13 protein-coding genes are annotated in these 17493 nt (G+C 52.0%); 9 read left to right on the top strand and 4 right to left on the bottom strand.

Annotated elements, in window-relative coordinates; genetic code table 11:
* The first annotated feature begins 67 nt into the window (after window positions 1–67).
* From ACJJIJ_RS08735 to cysB, 4 genes are all read left to right on the top strand, one after another.
* Window positions 68–1357, top strand: coding sequence for an NAD(P)/FAD-dependent oxidoreductase (locus ACJJIJ_RS08735; RefSeq protein WP_252081819.1), 1290 nt, complete (start codon window positions 68–70; stop codon window positions 1355–1357).
* 87 nt (window positions 1358–1444) lie between these two features.
* Complete coding sequence (locus ACJJIJ_RS08730) at window positions 1445–2125, top strand: TetR/AcrR family transcriptional regulator (RefSeq protein WP_252081818.1); 681 nt, start codon at window positions 1445–1447, stop codon at window positions 2123–2125.
* Window positions 2125–3036: a 5'-nucleotidase gene (locus ACJJIJ_RS08725; protein WP_252081817.1), complete on the top strand. Its 912-nt coding sequence runs from the start codon at window positions 2125–2127 to the stop codon at window positions 3034–3036. Before ACJJIJ_RS08730 ends, ACJJIJ_RS08725 begins: the two co-directional genes overlap by 1 nt.
* Before the next feature lie 209 nt (window positions 3037–3245).
* Entirely contained in the window at window positions 3246–4217 is a 972-nt protein-coding gene (gene cysB / locus ACJJIJ_RS08720; RefSeq protein WP_252081816.1) for an HTH-type transcriptional regulator CysB, read from the top strand.
* 27 nt (window positions 4218–4244) lie between these two features.
* On the opposite strand, the gene ACJJIJ_RS08715 is transcribed toward cysB, so the two are convergent.
* The 3 genes from ACJJIJ_RS08715 to ppsR form a co-directional block, all read right to left on the bottom strand.
* A complete protein-coding gene (locus ACJJIJ_RS08715; RefSeq protein WP_444890165.1) occupies window positions 4245–4541 on the bottom strand; it encodes a hypothetical protein in 297 nt (98 codons plus the stop codon).
* Window positions 4542–4709: 168 nt separating this feature from the next.
* Window positions 4710–6041, bottom strand: a complete 1332-nt coding sequence (pabB, locus tag ACJJIJ_RS08710; protein ID WP_252081814.1) for an aminodeoxychorismate synthase component I — start codon at window positions 6039–6041, stop codon at window positions 4710–4712.
* Window positions 6042–6125: 84 nt separating this feature from the next.
* On the bottom strand, window positions 6126–6953 hold the full coding sequence (gene ppsR, locus ACJJIJ_RS08705) for a phosphoenolpyruvate synthetase regulatory kinase/phosphorylase PpsR (protein WP_252081813.1): 828 nt from the start codon (window positions 6951–6953) through the stop codon (window positions 6126–6128).
* A 196-nt stretch (window positions 6954–7149) separates the two neighbouring features.
* Between ppsR and ppsA the strand changes: the two genes are divergently transcribed.
* From ppsA to rraA, 3 genes are all read left to right on the top strand, one after another.
* Window positions 7150–9513 (top strand): phosphoenolpyruvate synthase, encoded by a 2364-nt coding sequence (gene ppsA, locus ACJJIJ_RS08700; protein WP_444939311.1) that lies wholly within the window; start codon window positions 7150–7152, stop codon window positions 9511–9513.
* Between the two features lie 430 nt (window positions 9514–9943).
* On the top strand, window positions 9944–10513 hold the full coding sequence (locus tag ACJJIJ_RS08695; RefSeq protein ID WP_252081811.1) for a L,D-transpeptidase: 570 nt from the start codon (window positions 9944–9946) through the stop codon (window positions 10511–10513).
* A 141-nt stretch (window positions 10514–10654) separates the two neighbouring features.
* Complete coding sequence (gene rraA, locus ACJJIJ_RS08690) at window positions 10655–11134, top strand: ribonuclease E activity regulator RraA (protein WP_444939310.1); 480 nt, start codon at window positions 10655–10657, stop codon at window positions 11132–11134.
* A gap of 96 nt (window positions 11135–11230) precedes the next feature.
* On the opposite strand, the gene ACJJIJ_RS08685 is transcribed toward rraA, so the two are convergent.
* Entirely contained in the window at window positions 11231–12667 is a 1437-nt protein-coding gene (locus ACJJIJ_RS08685; protein ID WP_444939309.1) for a di-heme oxidoredictase family protein, read from the bottom strand.
* 360 nt (window positions 12668–13027) lie between these two features.
* Here ACJJIJ_RS08685 and ACJJIJ_RS08680 point away from each other — a divergent pair, with 360 nt between their 5' ends.
* Window positions 13028–15262 carry an acyl-CoA dehydrogenase gene (locus ACJJIJ_RS08680; RefSeq protein ID WP_444939308.1) on the top strand — a complete coding sequence of 745 codons (2235 nt, stop codon included), beginning with the start codon at window positions 13028–13030 and terminating at the stop codon, window positions 15260–15262.
* Between the two features lie 24 nt (window positions 15263–15286).
* Window positions 15287–17491: an acetyl-CoA hydrolase/transferase C-terminal domain-containing protein gene (locus tag ACJJIJ_RS08675; protein WP_444939307.1), complete on the top strand. Its 2205-nt coding sequence runs from the start codon at window positions 15287–15289 to the stop codon at window positions 17489–17491.
* Window positions 17492–17493: the final 2 nt, after the last annotated feature.

The following is a 17493-nucleotide window of genomic DNA, read 5'->3' as shown; positions in this document are numbered from 1 at the left end:
TTGCTATTCTCGGGGCCGAACTATTTTAGAGCTTCCCGCATACTCAACGCCTTGAAGGGCTGCATTGATGAAAACCACCTCTGGTTATACAGATTCTTACTACTCAGCAAGTGCCAATCCGCTTACCTCCTATCCCCAGCTGGATGGTGTCCGGGAGGTGGATGTTTGTGTGATTGGGGCCGGCTATACCGGGCTCTCCACAGCGTTGCATTTAGCGGAACGGGGCTACAAAGTGTCTGTCTTGGAAGCGCAGCGTGTGGCATGGGGCGCATCTGGTCGCAATGGTGGACATGTTGGGGTTGGGCAACGGCGCTGCCAAAGTGACTTGGAAGAAATGTTCGGTGTGGAGATTGCCAAGCGGTTTTGGCAATTTAGCCTTGAGGCGGTGCGGCTAGTAGAGCAGTTGATTGATAAGCATCAAATTAATTGCGACCTGAAGCGAGGGATTATGCATCTCGCAGCTAAACCCAGCCATGACAACTACCTGCGCAAGGAAGCCGAGCTTCTTCAGGAGCGTTATGGTTACTCGGGTGTGCGCTATGCCGATGAGCAGGAGGTGGGTGGCCTTGTGGGAACAAGGCGTTATTTAGGCGCGCAAATTGACAGTGGCTCCATGCACCTTCACCCATTGAACTATGGGCTTGGGTTAGCGGCGGCTTGTGTCAGAGCTGGGGTCGAGCTCTATGAGCACAGCAGAGTGACTAGCTATCGGGGAGGGAATTCCTGTACCGTCGAAACAGCCAAGGGGCAGATAAAGGCGGCTAAGGTTATATTGGCCTGCAATGGCTATCTCGGAAACTTGGAGCCGCGGCTGGCTGGCAAAATTATGCCAATCAATAATTTTGTTCTGGCCACTGAACCTCTGTCTGAGCCTGCTGCTCAAAAATTGATCGCCAATGATTATGCAGTGCAGGACACACTATTTGTTATCAACTACTGGAAGTTATCGGGAGATAACCGCCTGATTTTTGGTGGTGGTGAGAATTATACGGCCAGCTTTCCTGCAGATATACGCAAGTTTGTACGGAAAAAAATGCTGCAGGTGTATCCGCAGCTAAAGCAGACCCGAATTGATTATGGCTGGGGCGGCACTCTGGCGATCACTATGAATCGCATGCCGCATATGGGGCGCCTGGAGCCCAATATCTATTACAGTCAAGGTTACTCGGGCCACGGGGTGCCTACTGCAACCTTTGCGGGAAAACTGCTCGCTGAAGCAATTGCTGGCACTGAGGAGCGCTTTGACATCATGACGAAGATCCCAACAGAGACTTTTCCTGGTGGAACCCTTTTGCGTTGGCCGGGCCTGGTGCTGGGAATGCTTTACCACAGTTTGCTTGATAGGTTTGGGCATTGAAAGAGGTGAGGTGGCTGGACTGTTGCTGGTGAAATTGTCGACTCCTTTGGTGTTAAGATGCTGTGAGTTGCCATTAGGAAACCGATCTTGTCCAGTACCGAACAGCATAAGCGCAAAAGCCAATTAACCCCTCGCCGCGAGCCGGTCCAAGCCCGTGCACGGGCTCGAGCCCGGCAGATACTCGATGTCACCGGGAGGCTCCTGGAAGAGGTCGGGCTCGATGATCTCACTACTATCCTAATTGCGCGGAAGCTCGATATTTCAGTGGGCTCCCTCTACCATTATTTCCCCAATAAACATGCGATTCTCTATGCTATGGGCGAGCAGTGGCTCGCTAGTATCAGTGAGGCCATGGCTGAGCTGGCAGAGCTCGATCTCGAGCATATGACACTTGGGAGTTTTATTGATGAGTTTGTTGGGCGCCTTCTAGCTGTGTACCGTGAGCAGCGAGGACTGCTGCCATTGGCCCAAGCTATGTGGGGAATTCCCGAGTTGCACGAGCTGGATAAGAGCCATGACGAGCTGGTGATCGGGCACCTGGTGGATATGTTCCATCGCTTGGGCTTTACCTGCCCGCCCAATGAAATGAATCGCTTGGGTCGGCTCACACTGGAAAGCTGCCATGCGCTATTGCTGGTGATGGTTAACCAAGCAGAGGTGCGTGCTTACCGTACCCGTGAAGATTTACAGCAAATGCTTTTCACTCTGTTGAACCTCAGAGGAAGCGATAATAGTCCCGAGGGGCTCAGTGATGTGGAGGCGCCCTGATGGCCATGCGTCCGGACAAACTGGTAATCGCGATTTCTTCTCGGGCACTGTTCGACTTGAATGATAGCCATAAGGTTTTCGAGGAGCTGGGCCTGCAAGCTTTCTCGCGCTATCAAGTAGAGCGGGAGAATGATGTTTTGCAGAAAGGAGATGCCTTCCACCTGGTAGAGAAATTTCTAAAAATCAACGAGCAGCTTGAGGGGGAGCCCAGGGTCGAGGTCATCCTGCTTTCCCGTAACAGTGCTGATACAGGACTTAGGGTGTTTAACTCAATTGAGCACTATGGTCTGGATATTACCCGGGCTGCCTTTTGCAATGGTGAAAGCCCCTATCGCTATATCGGTCCATTTGGCTGTAATTTGTTTCTCTCGACTGATGGCTTGGATGTTCGTCGCGCCCTGGATCAGGGGGTTGCTGCGGCAACTCTGGTGGCCGGAGGTAGTCGCGAACAGCGAGACGATGTTTTGCGCTTTGCCTTTGATGGTGATGCAGTAATCTTTTCTGATGAGGCTGAGCAGATTTTCAAGCGGGATGGGCTGGATGCCTTTACCCGTGCAGAGCGTGCCTCTGCACAGATGCCGCTGGGTGGGGGGCCTTTCAAGGGATTTCTTGAGGCTTTACAGACATTGCAGGCGGAATTTGGTTTAGAGAGCTGTCCAATACGCACCGCCCTGGTGACGGCAAGGTCTGCGCCAGCCCATGAGCGGGTAATACGCACGTTGCGTGCTTGGGACATCCGGGTAGATGAATCGGTATTTTTGGGGGGGCTTCCAAAGGGGGAGTTTCTGCGGGCATTCGGTGCTGATGTGTTCTTTGATGACCAGCCGGCGCACTGTGCCTCCGCAGCTGAGCATGTGGCTACAGGTCATGTGCCGCACGGAATTGCCAATATCGCAAATAGTGATGCCTGAGTATTTGAGCCCTTTCGGGGCCAATTAATGCTTGAAAGTCGATTGACACCCGCCGCTCTTCACTGGATATTCATCTGTCCGTTGGCCCCGGCTTCGATTGGCTGCTATTCTTTTCTCGCATAACTCAAGATGTTTTTTATAACTAACAATTTATATGTCAGAGTTGCACTCGTCCTGGGGCGGGGTGATTGATATTAAAGGGAGGACTTATGAAGCTGCAGCAGTTGCGATATATCTGGGAAGTGGCGCATCACGATCTCAACGTTTCTGCTACTGCGCAGAGCCTCTATACCTCCCAGCCGGGCATCAGCAAGCAGATTCGCCTACTGGAAGATGAGCTGGGGGTGGAAATCTTTGCCCGCAGCGGCAAGCACCTCACCAGGGTGACGCCAGCGGGGGAGGCGATCCTCAAGACCGCTGGCGAAATTATGCGCAAAGTGGAAAATATCAAGCAGGTTGCCCAGGAGTTCAGCAATGACAAGAAGGGCAGCTTGGCGGTTGCCACTACCCATACCCAGGCGCGGTATGCGCTGCCCCCGGTTATCAAGCTGTTTATTTCCCGTTACCCTGATGTATCGCTGCATATGCACCAGGGAACCCCCATGCAAATCTCGGAAATGGCAGCCGATGGTACTGCGGATTTCGCTATTGCTACCGAGGCACTAGAGCTTTTCAGTGATTTGGTGATGATGCCGGTTTATCGCTGGAATCGTTGTATTTTGGTGCCTAAAGATCATCCTCTCTGCCATGTCAGCAAGCTGAATCTTGAAGAGGTTGCAAAGTATCCAATCGTCACTTACGTGTTTGGCTTTACCGGCCGCTCAAAATTGGATGAGGCATTCCTGGAGAAAGGGCTTTCGCCTAAGGTCGTGTTTACCGCCGCGGATGCGGATGTTATTAAAACCTATGTGCGCCTGGGTCTCGGTATTGGCATAGTGGCGGATATGGCGGTGGATGGTGAGGATGAAGATTTAGTTGCCCTGGATGCCAGTGATTTGTTCGAGTCCAGTATTACCAAGATCGGCTTTCGCAAGGGAATATTCCTGCGAGGCTTTATGTATGATTTCATCCAACAGTTTGCTCCGCATCTCACCCGGGAATTGGTGGATCAAGCTGCGCATGCTACTTCCAGAGCTGAGGTAGATGCGCTATTTGCCGATACAGAGCTGCCGGTATATTAGTATTGCGGTGTAGCTGGCTGGCAGAGGCTAAGAGGCCTCTGCCTGTTGGATCAGGGGTTGTAAAACTTCCTTGGCAAATTTGAAGTAGACGGTATAGATCTCTGCTTCTTGCCCTTCACGCTCGACCACAAAGAATGGCGCTCGATCCACATTAAATTGCTGTGCAATTTGCATCCCGGCACTTTGCGGGTCGCGCACGTCAGCTATCAAGGTTTGATCGATAAATTTGAGTTGTTCGTTCACTTCCAGTTTTTCCTGCACATCCCGGCATTTGGCGCAGGGTGAGCCATCGGCGAGTACTTTTTTGACTAGTGTGATCTTCACAATAAATTCCTTGATCCAGTTAAGCGCTGAAATTGGCACTACTGGCATTGAATCTATCAGATGGCCTAATAACTTTGAAATATCAATCCTAGATAGTTCTATAACCAAAATGCTGTAGTAAGACTACAGAAAAGCCCGGCAGGCAGTGATTTTTGACGGGCTGGGTGATCAATTCAGGAATTGCTCTGCGGTTTCAAGAAGTAAGCGCACTTTGGCCAGGCACTCCTTGTACTCTGCTGTCGGGTCAGAGTCGGCGACTATGCCTCCACCGGCAGCACAGGTAATACGCCCATTACTGGCGCTAAAGGTACGAATGGCGATGTTGGTATCGGCGCGGCCGCAGCTACTGATATAGCCGATGCTGCCGCAATAGATACCCCTGGGGCTGGCTTCCAGCTCGCGAATGACCTCCATAGAGCGGCGTTTGGGGGCACCGGTGATGGAGCCTCCGGGAAAACAGGCCGCTAACAGGTCGCTGTAAGCTGAGTCCTCATGCATCTCTCCTGTCACTACGCTGACCAAGTGGTGAACATTGGCAAAGCTAGCCAGCTGGAATAGCTCCGGCACCCTCACGCTGCCACTGCGGCATAACTTGCTGAAATCGTTGCGCAGCAAATCCACGATCATCAGGTTTTCTGCGCGATCTTTAGGGCTTCTCTGCAGGGTAAATGCCGCACGCTGGTCCTCTACCGGATCAGCTACTCTGGCGGCGGTGCCCTTGATGGGCTCGGTGCGCAAGCTACTGCCATCGGCACGAATAAAGCGCTCTGGCGATAGGCTCAGCAAGCTGCCCTGGGGCATTTCCATAAATGCTGAAAATGGCCCTGCCACGCGTCGACGCAATGCCAGGTAGGCACCAAAGAGATCGCCCTCGTAGGGGGCGCTGAAGCGTTGGGTAAAGTTTGCCTGGTAGACATCTCCCGCTGCGATATATTCGAGGATTCGCGCAATGCGCTCCTCATAGTCAGCAACACTGAGTTCGTGGGCAAATGGTGCTAAAAGGCGAAACCCCTCGGGATCCTGCTCTCGCTCCCAGTGCACCGATTTAAAACGATCGATTAGCTCTTGTACCTGCCTGGCTGGGCAGGCAGGATGAAAAACCAGATGGCAGGAGCCCAGCTGGTGATCTGCAATAAAAGCCCAGCTATAGAGCCCAAAAAAGCCTGCCGGTAGGTCCGTAGGTCGGGTATCCGCCGGCAAAAAGTTACCGCCGGTGCCCAGTTCATAACCGGCAAAACCGATGATTCCACCGCAAAATGGCAGTTGCGAGTCCCGCTCCTGAGGGCACAGCTCACGACTTAGGTCATCTACCCGAGTGAAAGGCTCGCTGCTATCTGCTGCCAGTTCCAGCGCGTTAAGAGGGTCGGCACTGATAATATCGTAGCGACCTCCGCTGCTGAGAGGCCGGCCGCTATCGAGCCATACCGGCACAGGTAGATCCGCAATTGCCTGGAAGGCTGCTGCAGAATTGAGTGAATAGGGCAGGGAGACTATTTGCATATCAAAACACGGCAGTCTGGAAGACGGCGCACACTACACACTTTGTCGCGGCGTGAAAAGGGCGCCTGGCTTTTTGGTCATCCCTTAGTCAATTCTTCGCTCGATGCCGGCCTGGGACATCAGGCGCGTAGCGAGCTCCTCCACGGATAGCTGGGTGGCATTGAGGAAGGGCACTTGCGCCCGCCTTAGCATCTGTTCGACTTGGCGCACCTCAAATTCGCACTGCCCTATAGAAGCGTAGCGGCTATTGGCGCGTCTTTCCTGTCGAATCTGCATCAAGCGTTTGGGATCTATGGTGAGACCGAAGAGTTTGCGCTGGAAGGGGCGCAGAATCTTGGGCAGGGTGGTGGAGTCCATATCCTCTTCGGTGATGGGATAGTTGGCCGCGCGCAGTCCAAATTGCAGGGCTAAATATAGGCAGGTGGGGGTTTTGCCGGAGCGGGAGACGCCGAGCAATATGACATCCGCTTGCTCAAATTCACTGATGCGGCGCCCGTCGTCGTTATCGATAGCAAAATGCACCGCATCAATGCGTTCGCTATAGCGGCGATTATCGGCAATGCCGTGGGAGACATTAACGGTCTGTGCAGGATCGCGCCCAAATAAATTGGCCAGAGGTGTCAGGTAATTCTCGAAGATATCCAGCATTAAAGCGGGGCTTTGGTGCAATTGATCGCGAATCTGGTCAGAAACGATGCTGGTAATAATGATGGGCTGCAGACCGGATTCCTGGGCAGCGCTCTCTATACGCTGGAGAGCCTGCTGGACCTTTTCGGTAGAGTCAATATAAGGCAGAGTCACCTGCTCGACATGCTGGTCCTGAAACTGTGCCAATAGGCTGTGGCCAATGCCCTCTACAGTGAGGCCGGTTCCATCGGAAATAAAAAAAGCGGTGCGTTTGTCTTTTGCCATGCTGCGTCTCTGTCTGTTGGCGGGACTTTTTAGTGGCCGCTAGTATAGGGGTGGTGGGCTTAAAGGTCTTATTTTCTGAGAGCTAAGCAAGCTTGTAGAAAATTTACAACATATTGACCGTTTTTCCTGGGCTATTTTTTACAAGACTCATCCTTATAATCAGCGCCCAACAAACCTGATTTCAGAGGGCCTTCACTTGACGAATTTCACCATCGACTTTGCAAAACTGGGAATGGATGATGTCGACAAAGTCGGCGGTAAAAACGCATCGCTCGGCGAGATGATTTCATCTCTGGCCGGCGCTGGTGTGAGTGTACCGGGCGGCTTTGCGACCACAGCGGAGGCTTTTCGGGCTTTCCTAGCCCATGAGCAGTTAGAGCAGCGTATCGCCGAGCGGCTGAAAGGACTCGATGTCGGTGATGTTACTGAGTTAGCCAAAGCCGGCGATGAAATTCGCAATTGGATCATACAGACCCCATTTCCTGCACAGCTGGAAAAAGAGATCCGCGATGGTTATGAAGCTTTGGGTGGTGGTGAGACAGCTGTTGCTGTGCGTTCCTCCGCGACTGCTGAAGATTTACCGGATGCTTCTTTCGCAGGCCAGCAGGAGACCTTCCTGAATATCCGTGGTATAGATGCGGTTCTGATTGCGGTTAAAGAAGTATTTGCCTCTCTCTATAACGACCGTGCCATCGCCTACCGTGTACATACAGGCTACGCGGATGTAGGTGTAGCTCTGTCGGCTGGTATTCAGCACATGGTGCGCAGTGAGACTGGCGCGGCCGGTGTAATGTTTACCTTGGATACTGAGAGTGGATTCCGTGATGTGATCTTTATCACTGCGGCCTTCGGTCTGGGTGAGACTGTTGTACAGGGTGCTGTGAATCCTGACGAGTTCTATCTCTACAAGCCGGCTTTGGATGCCGGGCGCCCAGCTATCCTACGTCGCAATCGCGGTAGTAAAGCCATCAAAATGGTTTACGACGAAAGCGGCGATTGCGGGCGCTCAGTAAAAACCGTAGAGGTTGCAGAAGAAGATCGCCAGCGTTTTGCTCTCAATGATGAAGAGCTGACCAGCCTGGCAATTCAGGCCCGTAAAATCGAAGAGCACTACGGTCGTCCGATGGATATCGAGTGGGCCAAAGACGGTGATACCGGTAAGCTATTTATCGTACAAGCGCGCCCGGAGACCGTACGCTCCCGCGATCAGGGTACCAGCATTGAGCGTTACAGCCTGCAGGAACGCGGTGAAGTACTGTGTGAGGGGCGCGCGATTGGTCAGCGTATCGGTGCAGGCCGCGTTCGCAAGCTGAAGTCCGCCCAAGATATGGCAGCTATGCAGGACGGTGAGGTCCTGGTGACCGATATGACCGACCCGGATTGGGAACCGGTGTTGAAAAAGGCGAGCGCAATTGTTACCAACCGCGGCGGCCGTACTTGTCACGCGGCGATTATTGCCCGTGAATTGGGGATTCCCGCAGTGGTTGGCTGTGGAAACGCCACCGAGTTATTGGAAGACGGTACTCCCGTCACCGTCTCTTGTGCCGAAGGCGATACCGGCTTCGTAATGTCCGGCGAGTTGGACTTCCAGCGTGAAGAAACTGAAGTTTCCGAAATGCCGGATCTGCCTTTCAAAATCATGCTCAATGTGGGCAATCCAGATCGCGCTTTTGCCTTTAGCCACTTGCCCAATCAGGGGGTTGGCCTGGCGCGCTTGGAATTTATCCTGAATCGCATGATTGGGATTCACCCGAAAGCCCTGCTTGAGCTGGATAGCCTCCCGGATGACTTGCAACAGAATATCCGCGAGCGCATAGGCGGTTACGCCTCCCCGGAAGACTTTATTGTTGAGAAACTGGTAGAAGGTATCGCTACCCTGGCCGCGGCCTTTGCACCTAATCGTGTAATCGTGCGTCTATCAGACTTTAAGTCCAACGAATACGCACACCTGGTTGGTGGCCAACTATACGAACCCAGCGAAGAGAACCCGATGCTCGGCTTCCGTGGTGCGGCTCGCTACCGCTCTGAAGATTTCCGCCAGTGTTTCGCCCTGGAATGTCGTGCACTGAAGAAAGTACGTGACGAGATGGGGCTGACCAATGTGGAGATCATGGTACCCTTCGTGCGAACTCCGGAAGAGGCAGAAGAGGTTGTCGGTCTGCTCGCCGAGAACGGTCTGCGCCGCGGCGAGGCTGGTCTCAAGGTCATTATGATGTGCGAACTGCCATCCAATGCCCTGCTGGCAGAAGAGTTCCTGCAGCATTTTGATGGCTTCTCAATCGGTTCTAATGACTTGACCCAGCTTACCCTGGGTCTTGATCGGGATTCCGGTCTGGTGGCCGACCTGTTCGACGAGCGTAACCCGGCAGTGAAGGCTCTGCTGTCCCGCGCCATCCAGGCCTGCAAAAAAGCTGGTAAATATGTAGGCATCTGCGGTCAGGGACCTTCTGACCATAAAGACTTCGCCCGCTGGTTGATGGATGAGGGAATCGACAGTGTTTCCCTGAACCCGGATACCGCTGTAGATACCTGGCTATTCCTAGCTAACGAAGAAGCCTAATTTCCTTTCAAAGCGGCCCTTTTGGGCCGCTTTTCCTATCTAAGCGTCTTTCCTGCGACTTTGGTTTTTTTCCTCTAATCCATTGCGTGTTTGCCCCAAAATTAGACTTCTGTTGCCGCTTCTCTCGATAACTTCGGAATTTATCCTGCTATTTCTGTGTGAGATTTACAGATCACACGCTACCGAAAAAATTCAAAACTCTATGGCTTGCCTTCAGAGATAAGAATTCATTCTAAAGCTTGCCTCCAGCCTCAATAGAATCGGAAGAGTCCTGAGGCAGCGCGTGGATAGAAAAACTGAGCGCAATTTGCTTTGGTGCTGATTCACCTGCAGGGGTAAATCCTCCGGTGTAGAAGTTTGAGTGGTATCGGTTGGGCTGTTTTCCTTTCCGCCCACTTTGGCAGAGCAGAGAAAGTTGTTGAGGTGAGCTATGCATACGAGCAGACAGTTACAGATCCCAATATTGCATATTTTTCTGATGTTGTGTCTCTTGGCACTAATCGCCGTTCCCCCTGCAATGGCAAAGCCCCGCGGTGGTAACTGGTTTGATGATCGCGCTGCGGCTAGGGGAGGAGGCGCCTCAATCAGAATTGACTTGAGTGAACAGCGCGCTTACCTCTACAAAGGCGGCAAGTTGGTCGGGGTATCCAGAATTTCCTCCGGTAAGCGGGGTTACAGTACGCGGCCAGGGCACTTCCGTGTATTGTCCAAGCACCCGCATCATCGCTCTTCGATCTACGGAAGTTATGTAGATAGGCGCACAGGACGGGTGGTGAGGTCCAATGTAAATACTCGTAAACATCGCCGCCCCGCCGGTACTGTGTATCGTGGTGCAAAAATGAATAACTATATTCGCTTCAACGGCGGGATCGGTCTGCATGCTTCTGGCCATGTGCCCAGACACCCTGCCTCGCATGGTTGTGTGCGTATGCCTCCGCACATGGCTAGAAAGTTTTATCGCCATGTACGTGTAGGTACTCCGGTGCGTGTTACGCACTAAAACCTGAAAACGATTTTGTAGCAGCGAAGCCTTGGCCGGGTATTATCTATAGGGATGATACCCGGTATTTATTTGTCAGCCTGCCACCAGAGTGACACTATCGCTATCATCATTTTTTACGGAATGATTGCGAGAGGACATATGCCAATTTCTACCCCCGATTTGTGTGATGACCACGGTGATGCAGTGCAAGTGGTTGAGCCGATGTTTGTTAATTACGGAGGCCGTGAGAGCTTTGGCGGTCAAATCGTAACTATTAAGTGTTTTGAGGATAACTCGCTGGTGCGGGAGTTAGTGGCGGAACCGGGAAAAGGAAAGGTTCTGGTAGTCGATGCGGGTGGTTCAATGCGTCGCGCTTGTCTTGGCGATATGCTCGCCGATAAAGCGGTAGCCAATGGCTGGGAAGGCATAGTGATGTATGGCTGCATCCGCGATGTTGACCAGATTGGGGCGCTAGATTTAGGCGTTCAGGCCCTGGGTACACACCCAATGAAAACGGAGAAAAAAGGTATTGGCGAGCGGGATCTGGCAGTGACTTTTGGAGGGGTGACTTTTCGACCTGGAGAATATCTGTATGGGGATAACAACGGAATCATTGTTGCGCAAGAAGCACTAGTGTGAACCCCACTTTTCAATTACACAGCTTTCACAAAAGCTTGTAAATAAAAATGCCCGCTGGCAACTTTGTTGCCGCGGACATCGTTCATGAAGAGCTGCCTATCGATTGTGTAAATCTGAAACTGGATCCTTGGGCATGCGCAGAGACATCAGAAAATAAAGGATCTTATTCTTCTCTTCGTCACTCAGATTTTGGAAGTTTTCTGCGGCGTAGCCGGCATCACTTCCAGGATTATCGTGTAACAAGATGGCTTCTACCAAGGTGAGTGCGCGCCCATCGTGCATATAGGGCGCTGTGTCAGCAACTCCCCAAAGGCGTGCGGTGATAAATTCCCTGTTTTGCACCTCATCCTGGAAAAAGGCGGTTTCAGCTAGTGCTATGCCCATGTCATAGCGCTTGAGATCAGAGAACATTTCGACCTCAATTCCCGCTCCAAAAATGGATTTAAAAACTGTGGGGGGCTTACTTAGATCCACGTGATAGAAAGTATCTTCAAATGGGGCCTCCGGGGAGCCCGTTAGCTTAAAGGGCAAGGTCCTCCGCTCAGTAGTCATTACGGGACGATGGCAGTCGGCACAACCTACCTCGTGGAACAATTTGCGACCCCGGTTATTTTTGCCGGATTCTATTTGGAAGGGGCGGTCCAGGGTGGCAATGAAAATACTGATCGCGGATAGATCACCGACAGATATTTCGTTGGTCACGCCGTCATTGTCTTCGTCGGCTTCTGCCCCGCCAAACTTTTCTGTTGCCTGCATCCCCATGTGAAAAGAAAGGGCGTTCAAGGAGAATTCGCGGGCTGAGGCATTATCCCCTTTCCTGCCAAACGGGCGTACCACAAGGTCTGCATCGACGCCTTCCACATTGCTGGTGTCCAGGTTGCCATCTTCATCGACAAAAATACTGCCAAAATTAACGGATTTAGTATCCAGACTGACAACAGTTCCAGGGTTGTCTAAGGCGTATTGTTTGAGGCGCTGAAGGTCAGCGGTCATTTCTCTGGCGACTAGTTCAATCCCTCCAGAACCAAATAAGAATAGGGGGTTGATTAGGCGGCCATCGTATTCCGCAGTCCCATCGAAACTTTCGTCAATGACATCAATATTTACCGGACGCAGCATTGCGCTGGTACTAAAACCGCCACCGCCGCCAATACCCATGGTGGCCGGCACAGTTCTATTGCTGACGATACTGTGACATTCCAGGCAGTTCTGGGAGTCGAGTCCATTGACTCGCAGGAAGGTACCATTGCCCTGTAATGTCGGTCGGTTCCCGCCATCCGCGGAGTGGTTATCAGGCTGGGATTCATCGTGTGCACCATCCCCGTAGCCATCGTAGCGATTAAAGGGGGTGCTGAAAATGAGCATCCCGGCCTGGCGAATTTCATCCAGGCTCAGTTCACCTTCAACAATTTGTCCCTGGGTAATTCTGTCTTCCGGGGCCAGCCGGGGGCCTTCACCCACCAGATTGGCGAAGAGCAGGCTGGGGGTTAAAAGTCCGACACCGGCAAGCGAGTTCACAAGAGTCTGCTTCATACGAGCATCCTAATTCAATGCTTTCTATCAACTGATCCAGAGCTTCATTTGCGGCGTCCATTCCATCTCTCTAAATATAGGTAGTATTTCCCAGGAATATCGCGACAACTGGCGTTTCATACATCTTATTGATGTATAAATTTCAGGTTCTCTTGGGCGTCTAGTTACTAGGGGGCTCTCCCCGCACAAAATGTTGTGTCAGGAGTACTGAGTGAATACTTGTGAGTTTTCAATTTGGGAAGGGATCTTACTGAAACTCTTCAACCGCATTCGTTGCCTATCATTATTTTTTGAAATAGCACCATGGCTAGTGGTAATTGGCGGGGTAGTGCACCGCTAGGGATACTGCGGAAGGTAAAAATGAGCGAGTTGCGCAAGAAATTCTTTACCAAACCCCTATTGAATATCATAAAGAGGATTTTACCGCCAATATCTCAAACGGAACGGGAGGCAATGGAGGCCGGAGAGGTTTGGTGGGATGCTCAGCTACTCTCCGGTAAACCGGACTGGAAGCAACTACTCGATATGGGACCGCCAGAGCTGAATGAGGAGGAACAGGCTTTTCTCGATGGGCCTGCCGAAGAGCTCTGTAAAATGATCAATGATTGGCAGATCAGTTTTGTCGATCACGATATCCCAGAGCATGTTTGGGAGTTTCTGCGTAAAAATCGTTTCTTCGGCATCATCATTCCCAAAAAATATGGTGGTCTCGGCTTTTCCCCTACTGCGCATGCAGAAATAGTCACCAAAATTTCTACGCGGAGTAACACCGTCGGCGTCACTGTGATGGTGCCCAATTCCCTCGGGCCGGGAGAATTGCTGCTCGCTCATGGCACCCAGGAGCAAAAAGACTATTATCTACCCCGGCTTGCCGATGGCACGGATATTCCCTGTTTCGGCCTCACCAGCCCCCAGGCGGGCTCCGATGCGGCATCCATGATTGACCGCGGAGAGGTCTGTTACGGTAATCATCAGGGGGAAAAGGTCCTGGGGATGCGTGTCAACTGGCACAAGCGGTATATCACCCTGGGGCCTATTGCCACGGTCTTGGGGCTCGCCTTTAAGTTGTACGACCCGGAGCATATTCTCGGCGATAAAGAGGAGCTGGGAATTACCGTGGCACTGGTTCCTACTGATACAGAAGGCGTGACTATTGGTCAACGCCATCTCCCGGCGATGCAGGCCTTCCAAAATGGTCCCAACTGGGGAAAAGATGTCTTTATCCCTATGGAGTGGATTATTGGAGGTCAGGAGAATGTCGGCAAAGGCTGGGAAATGTTGATGAGCGCCTTGGCTGCCGGGCGTGGCATCTCGCTTCCCTCGCTCTCTACGGGCGGTGCCAAAATGGCGGCGAGGACCACTGGTGCCTATGCGCGTATCCGCGAGCAATTCAATATTCCTGTAGGGCGTTTTGAAGGGGTGCAAAGTCGGCTGGCGGAGATCGCCGCTATCGCTTTCGTGCTAGATAGCGCCCATAAGACAACCACCAGGGCATTGGATGATGGACTTAAGCCGGCGGTAATCACCGCAATTATGAAAGCCAATGCAACAGGGGGGCTGCGCCAGGCTATTGATGACGCCATGGATATTCATGCCGGTAAAGCCATCATGGATGGCCCACTAAATTACCTGGGTAATGCCTATCGTGCGGTACCCGTGGCGATAACGGTAGAAGGGGCCAATTTATTGACCCGCAGCTTAATGATCTTTGGTCAGGGTGCTATTCGCTGCCACCCTTACATACTTGATGAAATGCTCGCTGCTGAAAATCCCGATGAAGAGGAGGGGCTGGAGCAACTGGATCACTTACTCCCCAAGCATATGTGGTTCCAATTCAAGACGCTATTGCGAGGAGTATTTCATGGTTGGACCGTGGGGCTCTTTGCCAGCAGCCCTCGTAATGTTGGAGGCGCGGCCAAGTATTTTCGTCAGATCAATCGCTACTCGGCTGTGCTGACACTGGTGACAGAGGTCTCGCTGATCACCTTGGGCGGTGAGTTAAAAAGAAAAGAGCTGATATCCTCCCGGCTCGGCGATGTGCTCAGCCAGCTTTATCTGTTGAGCTGTACTCTCAAGCGTTTCTATGATGATGGCAATCCCAAAGATGATTTACCGTTGCTGGAATTCGCCATGCGCGATGGTTTGCATAAAATCGAAGTTCAGTTGTTGGAAGTTTTTCAGAATTTCCCGCGCCCATTTTTTGGACAGTTGATGCATTTTCTGACTATGCCCTGGGGGCATAGTATCCATACTGCTTCAGATCGACAGGCGCGAGCATGTGCCGAGTTGCTGTTGAGTCCCTCCAAAACCCGAGACCGTTTGACCCGTGGTGTTTTCCTTGGCAATCCTGGCGATGGAGTTGAAATTGTCGAGCAGGCCTTCAACAAGGTATGTGCCTCTGAGCGTGCACGAGAGAAGTTAAAAAAGGGGGGTATTCGCACCCTAAGTCGCGAGTCGGTGGAAGAGGGGCTGCAACGTAATCTCATTAGTGATGAAGAAGCGGATGCTCTTCGTGACGCAGCTGATGCAGTGGATAAGGCTATCCAGGTCGACCACTTTGATCATTTGGCCAGGGTGGTGGGAAAAATCCAATAGCCTTGTGAGAAAAGCCTGATTTCCATGGAAGTTTCTCCTGATAATGTTCCCCAGCGGTTTACCGGCGCCGAGGAGTGTATCGATGCTCTGTTACGCAGGGTCGGTAAAAAGATTGTGCTGGGGTTACCCCTCGGATTGGGAAAAGCCAATCACTTTGCCAATGCCCTTTACGCGCGTGCCGCTGCAGACCCTTCTATTTCTCTGACCATTTATACCGCCCTGACCCTTGAGCGACCCAGGGGGGACAGTGATATCACGCGCCGTTTTGTACAGCCTTTACTGGATCGCCTTTACAGTCACTACCAGGATCTTGGTTATGTGACGGCAAGGAGACAAGGGCAGCTTCCCAATAATATTGAGGTGATAGAGTTTTTTATGGAGCCCGGTGCTTTGCTGGGTAATCGCTATGCTCAGCAACATTATGTCAGCACTAATTATACCGAGGTGCCCGAAGATCTCTTGCGCAATGGGATCAATGTGATCGCGCAAATGGTGTCCCCCTCACCGGCGGGTGGCAAATACAGTTTGAGCTGTAATCCGGATCTGACCCTGCCACTTTTAAAGCTGGCCTCCGATCGCAAAGGGCAATCGCTTTTTTTACTGGGAGAGGTAAATCATCAATTACCTTATATGCCGGGCAGTAGTGAGCTTGCGGAAGGCGCTTTCGATTTTTTGTTAGAAGGTAACCAGTTCAATACTCCATTGTTTGCCGCTCCTGCAATGCCGGTGAGTTTTACCGAATATGCTATCGGTTTTCATATTGCCAGCCTGATCGCTGATGGTGGTACTTTACAAGTGGGTATCGGGGCGCTCGGCGATGCGGTGTGTCATGCCTTGCGCTTGCGTCACAAAGAGAATCCGCTCTTCACTCGCCTGCTGGATAAGTTAGCCGATTCAGAGTCATCCGCATACCGAAAAAACCTCCCCCTACAAAAGACGCCCTTTCAACAGGGACTATATGGTGCCAGTGAAATGGTTCCCCATGGCTTTTTACATCTGCGTAAGGCGGGGGTTTTAATCCGTGAAGTGTTTGCTGATGCGGCACTGCAGGAGTTGCTGGACTCGGATGCGATCACCCATACAGTGAACGAAGAGACTCTGCTCGCTCTGAAAAAGAGAGGGCGTATCCACTGCCCGTTAACCCCTGATGATACGGCGTTTTTGCAGCGTTTTGGTATTGTGGATCCAAGTTACAGTTGGCGCGGCCACAAGTTGTTAACACCCGATGGCGAAGAGGAGGAGTGTGACCTACACAGTGAGCACGGCCGTCGACGATTGATAGGCAGTTGTTTGAACAACAAACTTAAAGGCGGTATCTGGTTGCACGGTGGTTTTTACCTTGGCCCTGAGGTGATGTATCGAGAGTTACGGGATCTAGCCCCCATTGAGCGGGCCGGTATCGATATGACTTCTATCGATTTCACCAACGATCTGCGCGGCCAACAAATGCTGAAGCAAGTCCAGCGCAAACACGCACGTTTTGTAAATTCAGCCATGATGGTGACATTGGGCGGAGCCGTTATTTCCGATGCTTTAATGGATAATCAGGTAGTTAGTGGTGTTGGAGGGCAATACAATTTTGTTGCCCAGGCCTTTGCACTGCCTGGGGCCCGCTCCATTATTGCCCTGCCGAGCATACGCGTTCGCGACGGAATTTGTGAAAGTAATATTGTCTGGGAATACCCCCACACCACTATACCTCGGCACTTGCGGGATATTGTGGTAACTGAATACGGCGCGGTGGACCTGCGGGGTAAAACAGACCGGGACGTGATGGTTTCCATGCTCAGTATTTGCGATACACGATTTCAGGCAGTGTTGCTGGAACAGGCCAAATATGCAGGCAAAATCGAAAAGGACTTCACTATTCCGGCAGCGTTTAATCGAAATACCCCGGAGCATATTGCCGAGGTCTTTTCCGATGAAAAGTCCCTCGCCATGTTGCCTTACTATCCGCTGGGCACGGACTTTACCGATGAAGAGGGATGGCTGGCTGTCGCACTTCAACAGTTGAGAGCGGCTGACCGCAGCTGGTGGAAAATGCTAATAACGGTGATCAAGGGGCGCAGAGTGTGGCGGGACAAATCTGATAAATTCGCGTTTATCCAACGTTGTCTGGAGCGGATGGGTTGCGACCATTCGGATACCTATGAGCACCGTCTGGAGGCCTATGTTATTGCCGCCGCGCTGCATGAATATATTGACCTTCGCCGTCCCCTCTGTGGATAGAG

The organism is Microbulbifer mixtoriginis (SeqCode) (genome assembly GCF_052467945.1).
This window is presented reverse-complemented; position numbering and strand designations above follow the sequence as displayed.